Here is a 14194-nt window from a genome sequence, read left to right on the forward strand (position 1 = left end):
AGGGCAGAATATGAATACTGTAGCAAGCACAGAAAAACCAAATTCCTTAGAACAGGATAAACAAGTGAATCCACATCAAAGCCAATTTACATCTACCGATGTAGAACAGAAGCAATCATCAACTTCGTTTGTTTCACAGTTTGATACACAAGCATCTAGCAAGAAAGAAGCGAAGTCTTCAAATGTGAAATTAAGTACCAATGATGTGCATGTGTACTATGGTGAATCTGAAGCAATCAAAGGCATTGATTTAAATATCTATGAAAATGAAGTGATTGCATTTATTGGACCATCTGGTTGCGGTAAATCTACTTTCTTGCGTACTTTAAACCGTATGAACGACACCATTGATAGCTGTCGTGTAACGGGTAAAGTGATGTTGGATAACCAAGACATTTATGACCCGAACCTTGACGTGGTCTTGTTACGTGCGCAAGTGGGCATGGTGTTTCAGAAGCCAAACCCATTCCCGAAATCAATTTTTGAAAACGTGGCTTACGGTCCTAAACTGCATGGTTTAGCGCGCGATAAATACGATTTGGAAGAAATTGTAGAAAATAGCTTGCGCAAAGCAGGTTTATGGGAAGAAGTCAAAGATCGTTTGAATCAACCGGGTACAGGTCTTTCTGGTGGTCAGCAACAACGTCTTTGTATCGCACGTACCATTGCGGTAAGTCCAGAAGTAATTTTGATGGATGAACCATGTTCGGCACTTGACCCAATTGCAACGGCAAAAGTAGAAGAATTAATTTCTGAACTTTCTACCCAATATACAATTGCGATTGTAACGCACTCAATGCAACAGGCAGCGCGTGTATCTGACCGTACCGCATACTTCCATTTGGGTGATTTGATTGAAGTGAATGCGACTGAAAAAGTATTTACTCAGCCAGACCATCAATTAACAGAAGCGTATATTACAGGTCGTTTTGGTTAATTCTTAAAATCTGTAAAAAGGAACCGCAAATCAAACCGATTTGCGGTTTTTTTATGACGAATGTTTAGTACATAGTATGATTTTGTTTTTGCACAAATTAAACGGTAATGAGATTTAAAATCGATTAAATTAAGCAAATAAACAAGGTGATATTGAATTTTTAAGTTCAGCCCTCATCTTAAGCTAAGCACAAATAAAATTGAGAATTGCGGATCTATGTTATTTCACTTACCTAAACTTCCTGCCGAAATTCGTATTAGCCATTTAAATGCGCGAATTAACGAACAACGAAGAAAAATTGCGCAAACTACGGCATCTAAACTTGAGTTATTACAACTATCTCAACAAATGGCACGTGAAGCACGCGCCCGTAAAAAGAACAATCAAAAAATTTATGTACTTGACTTTAAAGGTGATACTGCCGCGTCTGCTGTAGAGCAATTGCGTGAAGAAATCACCCTAATTTTGGCAACGGCCAAAGCTGGACGTGACCGTGTCGTGGTACGTTTGGAAAGTCCGGGCGGCATGGTGCATGGCTACGGTCTTGCTGCTGCTCAATTGGTGCGTTTACGTGATGCAGGATTTCATTTAACCATTTGTGTCGATAAAGTCGCGGCAAGTGGTGGCTATATGATGGCATGCATTGGTTCAGAAATTGTGTCAGCGCCATTTGCGATTTTGGGTTCTATTGGCGTAGTGGCACAAGTACCGAACTTTAATCGCTTGCTTAAAGAAAAAAATATAGATTTTGAGATGTACACCGCAGGTGAATATAAACGCACTGTGACCATGTTTGGTGAAAATACTGAAGCAGGCAAGGCTAAGTTTGAAGAAGAATTGCAACAAACTCACGTGCTATTTAAACAATTTGTTGAAAAATATCGTCCACAACTAAATGTTGAAAAAGTGGCAACGGGTGAGCATTGGTATGGTCAGGATGCGTTGGATTTAAAGTTAATAGACAAATTACAAACCTCAGATGAATACTTGCTGAGTTTGTTGCCACAGCATGACATCTATGCGATTCAAACTCGTAAAAAGCCTACTTTGGGTGAAAAGCTAGGTTTGCAAGCTGCACAAATGGCAGACAGTTTGATTCCTGCAGTGATGAATAAACTGGTTGATAGCCTAAGCAAAGCCAACAGCAGTTTGTTGCAAATCCGTGATCCTAAACTGTAATAGTGATGATCTAACTTCTAAAATTTATCTAAAAATTGCGCTCAATTGAGCGCAATTTTTTTATTCACTTTTATTCAAAAATATAGGGTCTTTGATTTAAGCATCTTAATTTTCAATTCAGCTTGATGTTATATCTTTGTGATAAGAACAAAACCACCTTGATAGATTGAATATGCAAACAAATAGTGTGCCCGCGAAGCAATCAACATCTACAGATTTAATGATTCGCTTTTTGCATGTGGTGATGCTGCTAAGTTTTACAGGGGCTTACTTAACAGGTGATGCGGAAGAATGGCATCAGTTACATATGGCTTTTGGCTATACGTTGGGGATTAGTTTAGCTTTACGAATCGTATGGCAGGTGTTGAGTATGTTGAACAGCACACAGCCGACAGGAATTTCTAAACGTTTAGGCATGATTCAACAATTTGTAAAACGCGATTGGAAACAGCCACAGCAGTTTTTTTCATTACCGTTTTTAAAGTCAGGCAGTTCCAGTGCGTTTCAATTCAGTATTTTGTTGATTTGGTTGGCATTGCCTTTAACTGTGTTGGTTGGATTTTTCACCGATTATACCCAAAGTCATACTTTAAAAGAGCTACATGAATTTGCAGCAAATTTATTCTTAGCTGCGGTATTGGTGCATTTAGCGAGCTTAACTTTAAGCAGCGTATTGTTTAAAAAATGGCTTGCCAAAACCATGTTTTGGGGGTCGGGTAAACCTGCAGTATTAACGGTGTTGATCTGGATGATTTCAGTCGCAAGTTTAGCTGGCTTCTGGTGGTGGTATTGGCAATAAATTTGGATTTAGTACGAAAGAGGCATCCTGTTAGGGTTTCTTGATCAAGTAGAAGCATCCCATCAGCATTGCTCCTATCGTTGCTAAAAACATATCTTTATGCGCATCCCACATATCACCTTGCTGACCATTATAATTTTCAGCATCTTCTGGTGATAAGCCAAGCGCAATCAGCCATTCCAGCCATTCATAAATCAGGCTGGTTGCCATGACAAATTGAATGACCAAAAGATATAAAACGAACGGTTTGTTTTTAGGAAACCAAACTTCAAATAAACGTAATAAAATAGGGTAGAGCAAAACACCAAAAGCCAGGTGCACAAAACGGTCATACATATTGCGTGACCAGCCCATATTTTGATTTAAATTAAAGCCAAAGCTGTGCAAAATCCAATCATTATAGGGCACATAAGAATACAGATAATGTGCCCCGACAATGTGAATTAGTAAAAATATTAAATACAACACAAAGCTAGAAAAACTTAGTCCTACTTTTTTAAAAGCAATCAGTAAAGCCGCGAGCATAAAAACTGTGCCTGCCTGATGCAGTAAATATGACTCAAATTCCAGTGGTTGAATACTAGCAGCAAACATGGCGAGTATGACCAAGCCCAAAGCGCAGTAATGTTGAATGCGGAATTGATTTTCCATGTGATGTTTAAGTTGGAAGATTTGTTTTATTCTAATAAAAATGCGAAGCAGAAGCTTCGCATTTTTATATTTGGGTTATTGCTTTACAAATTAGATTTTAGCAATTAAATCTTGAATTTGTTTCGCTTGTTCGGCTGCATTACCTGTATAAGTTGCTGGCGTCATGGTTGCTAATCGTGCGCGATCTGCTGCAGGAACGCCTTCCAACTCGTTACCATTCACGAAATCTACCATCATGTCACGTGTCATGGCTTGACCACGTGTAAGGGCTTTTAACTTTTCGTATGGTTTTTCGATGTTATAACGACGCATCACGGTTTGAATTGGTTCAGCCAAGACTTCTTGAGCATTGTCTAAATCTTCAAGAATACGTTGTGCATTCAATTCAAGTTTGCCAATACCTTTAGAGCAAGCTTCAAAAGCGATCAAGCTTTGTGCAAAACCCACACCCATATTACGCAATACAGTCGAGTCAGTTAAGTCACGCTGCCAGCGAGAAATTGGTAATTTTTCGCCCAAGTGAGCCAAGACTGCATTGGCGATACCCAAGTTACCTTCAGAATTTTCAAAGTCAATTGGGTTTACTTTGTGTGGCATGGTTGAAGAACCAACTTCACCTTCTTTTAGTTTTTGCTTGAAGAAACCAAGCGAGATGTAGCCCCAAACGTCACGGTTGAAGTCGATTAGAATGGTGTTGAAACGACGTAATGCATCAAACAATTCTGCCATGTAGTCGTGTGGCTCGATTTGTGTGGTATATGGGTTAAAGCTTAAACCTAAAGACTCTACAAATGCTTGAGAATGTGCAGGCCAGTTAATTTCTGGATATGCAGAAAGGTGAGCGTTGTAGTTACCTACGGCACCATTGATTTTGCCCAAAAGTTCAACTTGCTTGAACTGTTTGATTTGACGTGCAAGACGATAGGCTACATTCGCCATTTCTTTACCCAACGTTGTTGGGCTTGCAGTTTGACCATGAGTGCGTGACAACATTGGTTGATCTGCGTGTTTTTCTGCCAATGCAACAATCGAATCAATGATTTGCTGCATAGCTGCAACCAATACTTCACGACCATTTTTGAGCATTAAAGCATGTGACAAGTTGTTGATGTCTTCTGAAGTACAAGCAAAATGAATGAACTCACCTGCATTTTTTAACTCATCAATGTTGGCAATTTTTTCTTTTAAGAAATATTCAACTGCTTTTACGTCATGGTTGGTGGTGCGTTCAATTTCTTTAATGCGGTTGGCATCATCTTCAGAGAAATCTGCAACAATTGCATCTAATGCAGCATTGGTTGCAGCGCTGAACGCCGGTACTTCGGTAATTTCAGGACGATTGGCAAGCGCTTGTAACCAACGCACTTCAACTGTCACACGAGCATGGATTAAACCAAACTCAGAGAGGAAAGGGCGGAGTGCATCACATTTGCTTGCATAGCGCCCATCTAATGGAGAAAGTGCGGTTAAAGCGTTCATATCGATTCCTTAAACTTTGGAATTAAACCTAAAACAAAAGCGTGTTCAGCATGGTTTAAACCACCTGATACTGTAAACGCGCCAGATCTTGAATATCACGTAATAATTTACGTTTGCTAAATACCATGCCCCATGAACTGCCACCAAGTTGACGCCAAAGGTGTGCCATTTGTAAGCCTGTAAAAAGCGAAGCTCGAATTCGGTTGGTATGTGCAGAATCCTTAAATGCTTCTGCATTGCCGCGTACCATAATGCGCGGGTTAATTTGTCCCGCTGTATCGACATAGGTTTGGGCTAAATTGGCAATAATACTGGGATGCAAATAGTTATGATCAAAAAATGAAAGTTGTTTTAAGATTTTTTGCTGCGATTGCTCAATAATTTCGACGTATTTAGGATTGCGATAAACTTTTTTTTCTAATTGTAAGAGTGCCATCGCATATGACATAGGTAATTTGGTATTGGATAATTTAGGTAAACGCGATTTAGGGGCGGTATTAAAAGGTTGGTTGATGCAACTTTCTAGCGTTTTTAAACCCAAAGAAATATCGGCCAAATGATTAAAAAAATCTAAAGTTTGCACACTGTGATTGCTACTTGGACGGATATTTAAACTGGCTTTAATCATTTGCTCAAAATAAAAGTTACCGCTTTCACCAATACTTTGTCGGCCTGTGAGTGCAGTCATGTGCGTGAGCTGGGTGGCTTGAAACACACCCGCTAACGCCAAGGCACGATTTTGGCGAATATTCAGAGTTGGTGACTGTTGAAACGGTAACTCTGTCATCCGAAACAATCCTTAAATAAAATCGGGTTTAGGTGCATTGGTATGGTGAATCACACCACCACCTAAACACACTTCGCCTGAATAGAATACGACACTTTGACCAGGAGTGACTGCGCGTTGTGGCTCATCAAACTCGACACGTACGCCACCAGGTAAATCAGCATCATTGAAGATCACGCAATCTTGATCATCTTGGCGATAGCGAGTGCGGCAAGTACAACGGAAGCCCGATGCTGGAATTTCTTGTTCACCTGCCACCCAATCAATTGCTTCGCTCCATAAAATAGTGCTTTGCATGAGTGGATGTTCGTGACCTTGACCAATCACTAATCTATTATTTTCAATATCTTTATGCAGGACAAACCATGCTCCTTCGGCAACGCCTTTTAAGCCACCAATGCCAATCCCACCACGCTGACCGAGCGTATAGTACATTAAGCCGTGATGTTCACCAACCTCTTTGCCATCGTCTAAAATAATTTTTCCAGCTTGAGCAGGCAAATATTGTTTTAAGAAATCATTAAAGCGACGTTCACCAATAAAACAAATACCAGTCGAGTCTTTTTTCTTGGCGGTGACTAAATCTAGTTCTTCGGCAATTTTTCGGACTTGCGTTTTTTCAATTTCACCCACTGGGAACAAGGTTTTGTTAATTTCACGACCATGTACGGCATGCAAGAAATAGGTTTGATCTTTATTTTTATCTAAACCACGTAATAGTGGGGCGTAGGCTTCGCCTTTAGAGTTGTACTGCGTTTCACCACGACGAGCGTAGTGACCAGTGGCAATAAAATCTGCACCCAAATTCATGGCGTGATCTAAAAAGGCACGGAATTTAATTTCTTTATTGCATAGAATATCTGGGTTTGGTGTACGTCCTGCAGCATATTCGGCAAGAAAATGCTCAAAGACACGATCCCAATATTCCATAGCAAAGTTGGCTGTATGCAACTTAATACCTAGTTTATCGCACACTGCTTGCGCATCGGCAAGGTCTTCCATCGCGGTGCAATATTCAGTGCCGTCATCTTCTTCCCAGTTTTTCATGAAAAGCCCTTCAACCTGATAACCTTGTTGAAGTAGAAGTGCAGCAGAAACAGATGAATCTACACCACCTGACATACCGACGATGACACGTTGTTGCATAGGATTAGGCATCCAAACTTGAAATTAGGGGAGAATTTTGGTGCTCGTAAATGAGCGATAAAGGATATTTTTGACCTGACAGGGCATCTTGCACGGCTTTAATCACCAATGGACTACGTGCGCGTGCAGATTCAATCAGTTCATCTAAAGTCATCCAAACTGCACCGACAATACCAGTATCAAGCTCGGCATGTAGGTCATGTGCAATAGATTTTGCTAAAAAGCAGAAACGGAAATAGGTACGGTCGGGGAACATCGGTGGGGTATAGGTATACATCCCAAGCACGTTCGTCACTTCAACCGTATGACCTGTTTCTTCCATGGTTTCACGAATGGCTGCTTCAATGATGGTTTCGCCAGCTTCAACATGACCTGCGGGTTGATTAAAGACGGTATGCGTTACGCCTTCTGTATGTTCTTCAACAAACAGGAATTTTCCGTCTTTTTCAACAACGGTGGCAACAGTCACATGCGCAGTCCAAGCGGTCATAAAGCAGCACCATGGATAAGGATGCACTATTGTATAAAATTTTGGGGTGTGTGGCTATGATGGGAGGGGATTTCTTTAATTGATCTTTTCAGATTATAGGTGTTGAATTTAGTGAATTGATAAAAGATTTATTGAATTGCCATGTTAGCGTAAATATTGTTTTCGAAAATTTCAAATAATATATTTATTCGAAAAATAGGAAATTTTTAATAGACTTCTTGCGTTAGTCAAAATTTAAACAGCCTAAAGCTACATTGAATAAGGTTTTAGCCAGTTCAAAAATAAAGTAAACGATACTTTCGCAAGAGATACCGTCTGAAACGTCAAGCAAATTATCGAAAATTCATGCTCAATAATCTGCTTGATAAGGCTGTTGGTGTTTGAGTACACCATAACAAAGATGAACCAACTTTCTCATTGCAGCTCCAATCGCCATCATTTTGGTTTTACCATTAGCTAATAATCTTTCATTCATCCCTTTAATATGAGGATTATGCCGAGTTGCGACAATGGCTGCCATATATAAACCGGCACGTATTTTGGAAGAGCCCGCTTTGGATAAATGGCTTCTGCCATGAATGGAGCTACCTGACTGCTTTTGAGTGGGCACCAAGCCAACAAAGGCGGCCGCTTGACTAGCTCTTTCAAAAGTATGACTGCGCAAGAAACTGAGCATTAATAAACTAGTTCGATCTGCAATGGCTGGAATACTGCTGAGCAGTTCTTTATCATTTTTTAAATCAGGATTCTGATCAATGTGATCATCAATTTGTTGGTCGATACCCTGAATATGTTGGTTTAACTGTTCAATACTCTTGTGGAGAGACTCAAGTACAGGTTCCATCGTGAAGGTAGACTCTGCTTTTTCCAAACGATTCTTTTCACGTTGTAAATCTTCACAAAGAACAGCTCTTCTATCCAGTAAAGCATTCAGCAATTGAATATGTTTGGGTAAAGGTTGCCAAAAATGTAGATTGGCAGTCATCGCAAATCGAGCTAGAACCTCACTATCTACCTTGTCTGTTTTATTCAGCTTAGACATACTCTGAGCAAAATATCGAGCTCTGGCAGGATTGGTTACAGAGACTTGATAGCCCTCATCAAATAAATATTTAGCCAAGAGTTCATGATAAATAGATGTTGCTTCCATTAAGATAATGGTCTGCGTAGAAGTTGCAGCATGCTGGTTTAGCCAGATTTGAAGTTGCTCAAAACCTTTTGGTGTATTTGAAAAAGTTTTGGTTTTCTTTTTATTTGCAGAATTTTCTAAAATTAAACAGCAATCAATTTTAGCTTTAGCAACATCAATACCAAGATAAAACATAATCTTTACCTGCTTTAATTATTCAATTATTGTTTTAGCATAACCACCGTCTTTTCTTGTGAATGCAGCATCAAAGTGCTTAGTTACCGTCCAGAGTTGTGCAAGTGGTTAGGGCAAATTGTAGGTTTTATCTCTTGCACAGACTAAAAGTCTTAGGTCTATTACAAACTCTACAATTTGCATATAGTGGAAGCTAATCACTACAACCTCCAAGATACAAGGTCTATTGTATATTTATGCATATTAAATATAATTTTTATTAAATATTATTAATGAAAGTGCAATATGTACATGGTTTGGAGTTGACTTCTTTCATAAATCATTTTTATGCGGATCTAAATTATACATTCAGCAATTAAATCTCACTGATGCATAAAACATTCTATTTATAGTGGTGTGAGCTATATAGATTACCCTCATGCACAGGAATAACAGTAAAATAAGCAGGCATTATGCCTGCTCTAAATAATGACGGGACACCTTTACATAATTCTGCGCTGAATACGGCAAAAACGCTTTTTCTTTCTCAGTCAGTGGACGCACCTTTTTAACAGGACTACCCATATAAAGGTAACCACTTTCCAAAACTTTATTTGGTGGCACAAGCGAACCTGCACCAATCATCACATCATCTTCAACAACGACATCATCTAAAATAATCGTGCCAATACCCACCAAAACACGGTTGCCAATGGTACAACCATGCAATTTCACATGATGACCAATCGTTACATCTTCACCAATCATTAAAGGCGAACCTTCAGGCTTATCAGCTTTCTTATGGCTAACGTGCAGCATGGCATGATCTTGCACATTGGAATTTTGACCAATCCGAATATGATTGACATCACCACGAATCACGGCAAAAGGCCAAACCGATACATTGGCAGCCAAATGCACATCACCTATCACAATTGACAATTCATCTACATAACAGCTTGCGTCAATTTTTGGAGTGTGCTCTAAATAAGCACGCACATTTTTTTTCATAATGCATAAATCTTTAGTTTATAAATTTGGATTGAAGGCAGTATAAAATAAAAAAGCACACATGCGGGTCATGTGTGCTTTGCGCTTTAGTCTAAGGTATAAATCTTAGAATAAGTTGCTAAAGAATTGTTTGATATGGTCTAACATACGTGCGAAGAAACCAGCTTCTTCCACTTCTTGCAACGCCACCAATGGTTTTTCAGCAATCACTTTACCATCTAAAGTCGCTACATATTTACCAATCACCTGACCTTTTTTCAAAGGCGCAGTCAATTTAGGTTGAACCACCAATTGGGTTTTAATTTGGTTGGCTTTGCCTTTTGGCATGGTCACGTTAAAGTTTTCTGGTAAACCAATTTGTACTTCTTTGCTTTTACCGTACCATACTTTGGCTTTAGCCAAGACTTGGTTGGCAGGCTGTACACGTACAGTTTCGTAGTTTGCATAACCCCAAGCCAGTAATTCACGGGTTTGAGTTGCACGAGCCTGCATGGTAGGCGCACCAAAAATTACCGAAATTAAACGCATTGGGCCACGTTTAGCTGAAGTGGTTAAGCAGAAACCTGCTTCGTTAGTATGACCTGTTTTTAGACCATCTACGCTTGGGTCGGTATATAACAGGGCATTACGGTTGCCTTGTTTAATTCCATTAAAAGAAAATTCTTTTTCAGAATAAATTGGGTAGTATTTTGAGCTGTCATGGATGATGTGCTGCGCCAAAGTTGCCATATCTTTTGCAGTAGAAAAGTGACCTTCGGCAGGCATACCCGTAGAGTTCATAAACTGGGTGTTGCTCATGCCAATACGTTTGGCTTCTTCATTCATCATGTGAACGAACGTGCCTTCATTACCTGCAATGTGCTCAGCCATGGCTTTAGAGGCATCATTGCCTGATTGCACAATAATACCGCGTAGCATTTCAAGTACAGTGGCTGTGCCATTTAAAGGAACGTACATACATGATTCTGTACTGCTACCACGACACCATGCAGATTCATTCATGCGGACTTGTTCATCTTCCGTGAGTTCACCCTTTAATAACTTTTGTTCAATGATGAAACTGGTCATCATTTTAGTCATAGAGGCAGGGGCGAGTTTTTCGTTTTCATTTTTTGAAGCTAAAATTTGTCCCGTCTCATAATCCATCAAAACGTATGATTTGTTATTGAGTTCTGGTGGTGTGGCTAAGACAGTTGCTGCATAAGAAAAGCTTGGTAATAGTAATAATGCAGCAAGGGCGCTTTTTCGGGTCATTCTAAGGGGTTCCAATACTTGATGTATGCACAAAGAGCTAGCATTTTAGGGCAAAGCTCAGCCGACTTCTATGGGAGATATCGGCTTATTGATAAAAGTATTGTAACCAAATTGTATTATCGGCTATATGCTGTCAATTCTTGGCAAATTGCTTTGTTTTTGGCTGTTCCAGCCGCTTTGGCATCTGCACGTGCTTCTTTTAAAATAGGTTGAAAGCTTTTTTGCTTGCTGAGTTTATTTAATGCTGTAACAGCGTCTTTTTCTTTAGGCATATATTCTTGTGCAAGTTGCGCATAACCTTGATTAAACTTGGCTTTATCTGTTACCAATGCAGGGCAAACTTCAGATAATACATAAATAGCCGCTAATTCTTGCTGAGTCACCTGTTGTAATGGTGTGACTTCAATATTTTCTTCTTGTGCCATTGCTGCTTGGCTTAAACCTAAACTCAGTGCAATTGCACCCAAAACTTGAACTGTACGTGATTTTTTAAAGCCAGAAAATGAAGCAGAAAATTGCATATAAATTACCTTAAATATGGTTTGAGCTGAATCATGTGATTCATTTAAGTGTTTATAAGATTAAACATTTATTTTGTAATTGAAAGAGTGAAAATGTATTAAAGCTGTGTGATTCAAACATCAATCATGTAGAAAAGTGGAGCTTTGCTTTGAAATCAGGAAAGTCTGGATGTGTTGTAGGTTATACGTGCGTAACAAGAAAATAAGGCAAACTTGAAAAGTTTGCCTTATTAGAAAAAGATTCAATCGTAATTTAAATCACTTGATTTATAGTGCTAATTCTAAAGCTTCTAGACATACTGCTTTTTGTTCATCGGCACTGGTATCTTTAGCGGCTTGACGTGCTTCGGTTAAAACTGATTGATATTCTGTATCGGCCTGTAATTTTGCAAGTGTCATGCTGCTATCAGAATAATCTTGTAAATAGGTTTGAATCAACGCTTGAATGTTACTGTCTAATTTTGCATTTTTGCCAATCAGCGCAGGGCACATTTCAGTCATGACTTGTGCTGCAGCAACATCTTCCTTAATAATGGTATTGGCTTCTTCAGCAGTTAGATCTTCTGCAATTACAGACTGCGTTAATACAGCAGCAAAACCTAGACTCAATAAACGACGAAATGGCAAAGCTAAAATCATGAGAATCACATATATTTTTGGATGGATGTTAGGCGCTAAATATATATAATCTTTTGTATATTTCAATGAAATGTGCTGATCAGTCATTTTGTTGTCGTGTGCTTATTAAATGTGCTTAGGCATGAATTAGTCACAAACAAGTTTAAGATTGAAGCGACATTGCTATATTTTAGTATATAACCTTTATATTTGTTTTATTTGAGATTTTTCTGTGAATATTTTGATAGCCAATGATGATGGCGTGTTTGCACCCGGTATTCAAGCTTTGGCGCAAGCCCTAAAACCTTTGGGTCGTGTGGTGATTGTCGCACCCGAAAGTGAACGCAGTGGTTTTTCGAGTGCACTGACTTTAGACCGACCATTACGCCCTGTGCAAATTGCTGAAGATGTCTGGGCAGTGAATGGCACACCTGCAGACTGTGTCTATTTGTCCATGAATGGATTGTTCGATTTCGAATTTGATTTAGTGGTCAGCGGCATTAATAGCGGTGCAAATCTGGGTGATGATGTGCTCTACTCAGGAACAGTCGGTGCTGCATTTGAAGGGCGTTTGATGAAACAGCCTGCGATTGCGGTATCGCTTGCAGGGCATAATGTACGTGCTTATCAGCATCCACAAGATTATATGCAGGCCGCACAATGGGTGCATGACTTTATTGCTCAAGGTTTGCCAAGTTTACCTGCGCGACATATTTTTAATGTGAATATTCCAGATGTGCCTGTGTTGCAGGGCATAAAAGTAACGTATCAAGGGCAACGTACCCAGTCCAAACCTATTACCAGTCAGGTCGATCCGCGAGGACGTCAAGTATTTTGGATTGGTTTGTCGGGCGAGGCAGTGGCTGCACCGAAAAAAGGCTTAACGGAAATTGAGTCCGATTTTTTTGCTGTGGCGAATGGCTATGTCAGCGTGACACCAATTCAAATGGATGCGACCAATTATGAGGTTTTACAAAGCTTGCACAGTCAATTTTCCTCTATTGGCTAACTAATGTTATAACTTTGTGAAAAAATAACTTGTAATTCTCATTGCAAGGACTTTTTTGCTACTCTTAGCGCAATAATAGAAATATTTTGAATTTATAGAGAGGAAAGAATGCCCGTGGTGTTTCAATATCGTTTATTTAGTACACCAACAGCATTGTTGAAAACCTTAGTGTTATCAAGTGCTATTGTTGCTATTGTTGTGTTGAGTGGTTGTGCCTCTAAACCTCAAATAAATAATTCTGCACGTTTTGCCACAGCGCCGAATTTTTATACTGTACGTTCAGGTGATACTTTAAGTGGTATTGCGGCACGTTATGGATTGAGCTACCTCAGCATTGCAGAAATGAATGATATTGCACCACCGTATCGTATTTATGTCGGGCAGTCTATTCGCCTGAAAAGCGGTAATGCACCTCGCACCACAACCACGCGCCCTGTAACGCAGGCGGCACCAATTCAGCGTCAGACAGTCACTTTACCAACTACACCCACACCTGCACCTGTGATTTCGTCCACAACAACGACCACGAGCTCTTCATCACCAGCAACTCCTGTACGCAGTAGTAGCCTGCGTTGGGTGAAACCATCGCAAGGTGCAGTAATTGAGCATTTTAATTTAGCAAATAATGTTAAGGGTATTCGTTACGGTGGCAATGTGGGCGATCCAATTTATGCCGCTGCCGATGGCCAAGTGGTTTATGCAGCCGATGGTCTGAAAGAATATGGTAATTTAGTTTTAATTAAACATGTTGATGGTTACATTACTGCTTATGCGCATAACAGTAAGATGAATGTCAGCAGTGGTCAGAATGTGACTGCAGGTCAAAAGATTGCCGAAATGGGTTCTTCAGGTGCAACACGGACCATGCTGGAGTTTCAGGTGCGTTTAGATGGTAAGCCAATCAATCCGACTAATGTTTTACCAATAAATTAAATTTTGCAAATACAAAACATAAATTTCACCGTATAATACAATAAGTTGCTTTTATCGATAGATAAGGGCCACGACTA

Annotated in this window: 15 protein-coding genes; 5 read left to right on the forward strand and 10 right to left on the reverse strand. The window is 39.7% G+C overall.

The window, feature by feature from the left end:
- Positions 1 to 10: 10 nt before the first annotated feature.
- The 3 genes from pstB to AC0T5Z_RS05045 all read left to right on the forward strand — a co-directional run bounded on the left by pstB (position 11) and on the right by AC0T5Z_RS05045 (position 2915).
- Complete coding sequence (gene pstB / locus AC0T5Z_RS05035) at positions 11 to 937, forward strand: phosphate ABC transporter ATP-binding protein PstB (protein ID WP_317097521.1); 927 nt, start codon at positions 11 to 13, stop codon at positions 935 to 937.
- Between the two features lie 216 nt (positions 938 to 1153).
- Positions 1154 to 2116: a protease SohB gene (gene sohB / locus AC0T5Z_RS05040; RefSeq protein WP_435336784.1), complete on the forward strand. Its 963-nt coding sequence runs from the start codon at positions 1154 to 1156 to the stop codon at positions 2114 to 2116.
- A gap of 172 nt (positions 2117 to 2288) precedes the next feature.
- Complete coding sequence (locus AC0T5Z_RS05045) at positions 2289 to 2915, forward strand: cytochrome b/b6 domain-containing protein (RefSeq protein ID WP_004971665.1); 627 nt, start codon at positions 2289 to 2291, stop codon at positions 2913 to 2915.
- 30 nt (positions 2916 to 2945) lie between these two features.
- Here the strand turns inward: AC0T5Z_RS05045 and AC0T5Z_RS05050 are convergent, their stop codons facing one another.
- The 10 genes from AC0T5Z_RS05050 to AC0T5Z_RS05095 form a co-directional block, all read right to left on the reverse strand.
- The gene (locus tag AC0T5Z_RS05050) at positions 2946 to 3566 is read right to left on the reverse strand and encodes a DUF2238 domain-containing protein (protein WP_435336785.1); all 621 of its coding nucleotides are present in this window, start codon (positions 3564 to 3566) and stop codon (positions 2946 to 2948) included.
- Positions 3567 to 3656: 90 nt separating this feature from the next.
- On the reverse strand, positions 3657 to 5045 hold the full coding sequence (gene purB, locus AC0T5Z_RS05055) for an adenylosuccinate lyase (RefSeq protein ID WP_019837658.1): 1389 nt from the start codon (positions 5043 to 5045) through the stop codon (positions 3657 to 3659).
- 55 nt (positions 5046 to 5100) lie between these two features.
- Entirely contained in the window at positions 5101 to 5832 is a 732-nt protein-coding gene (hflD, locus tag AC0T5Z_RS05060) for a high frequency lysogenization protein HflD (RefSeq protein ID WP_435336786.1), read from the reverse strand.
- A 12-nt stretch (positions 5833 to 5844) separates the two neighbouring features.
- The gene (gene mnmA, locus AC0T5Z_RS05065; protein ID WP_435336787.1) at positions 5845 to 6978 is read right to left on the reverse strand and encodes a tRNA 2-thiouridine(34) synthase MnmA; all 1134 of its coding nucleotides are present in this window, start codon (positions 6976 to 6978) and stop codon (positions 5845 to 5847) included.
- Between the two features lie 4 nt (positions 6979 to 6982).
- Entirely contained in the window at positions 6983 to 7468 is a 486-nt protein-coding gene (locus tag AC0T5Z_RS05070) for an NUDIX hydrolase (RefSeq protein ID WP_435336788.1), read from the reverse strand.
- 349 nt (positions 7469 to 7817) lie between these two features.
- Positions 7818 to 8792 (reverse strand): IS110 family transposase, encoded by a 975-nt coding sequence (locus tag AC0T5Z_RS05075; RefSeq protein WP_435337577.1) that lies wholly within the window; start codon positions 8790 to 8792, stop codon positions 7818 to 7820.
- 450 nt (positions 8793 to 9242) lie between these two features.
- A complete protein-coding gene (locus AC0T5Z_RS05080) occupies positions 9243 to 9782 on the reverse strand; it encodes a gamma carbonic anhydrase family protein (RefSeq protein ID WP_435337428.1) in 540 nt (179 codons plus the stop codon).
- Positions 9783 to 9887: 105 nt separating this feature from the next.
- Positions 9888 to 11036 carry a D-alanyl-D-alanine carboxypeptidase PBP5/6 gene (gene dacC / locus AC0T5Z_RS05085; protein WP_435337429.1) on the reverse strand — a complete coding sequence of 383 codons (1149 nt, stop codon included), beginning with the start codon at positions 11034 to 11036 and terminating at the stop codon, positions 9888 to 9890.
- A 116-nt stretch (positions 11037 to 11152) separates the two neighbouring features.
- A complete protein-coding gene (locus AC0T5Z_RS05090; protein ID WP_168418188.1) occupies positions 11153 to 11557 on the reverse strand; it encodes an MCR_0457 family protein in 405 nt (134 codons plus the stop codon).
- 267 nt (positions 11558 to 11824) lie between these two features.
- Positions 11825 to 12196 carry an MCR_0457 family protein gene (locus AC0T5Z_RS05095; protein ID WP_291335254.1) on the reverse strand — a complete coding sequence of 124 codons (372 nt, stop codon included), beginning with the start codon at positions 12194 to 12196 and terminating at the stop codon, positions 11825 to 11827.
- Between the two features lie 211 nt (positions 12197 to 12407).
- On the opposite strand from AC0T5Z_RS05095, the gene surE reads away from it, so the two are divergent.
- Together surE and AC0T5Z_RS05105 are read left to right on the forward strand one after the other, a co-directional pair.
- Positions 12408 to 13184: a 5'/3'-nucleotidase SurE gene (gene surE, locus AC0T5Z_RS05100; RefSeq protein WP_291335252.1), complete on the forward strand. Its 777-nt coding sequence runs from the start codon at positions 12408 to 12410 to the stop codon at positions 13182 to 13184.
- 108 nt (positions 13185 to 13292) lie between these two features.
- Positions 13293 to 14117 carry a peptidoglycan DD-metalloendopeptidase family protein gene (locus AC0T5Z_RS05105; RefSeq protein ID WP_435337430.1) on the forward strand — a complete coding sequence of 275 codons (825 nt, stop codon included), beginning with the start codon at positions 13293 to 13295 and terminating at the stop codon, positions 14115 to 14117.
- Positions 14118 to 14194 lie beyond the last annotated feature (77 nt).

The organism is Acinetobacter pengchengensis (assembly GCF_982235305.1).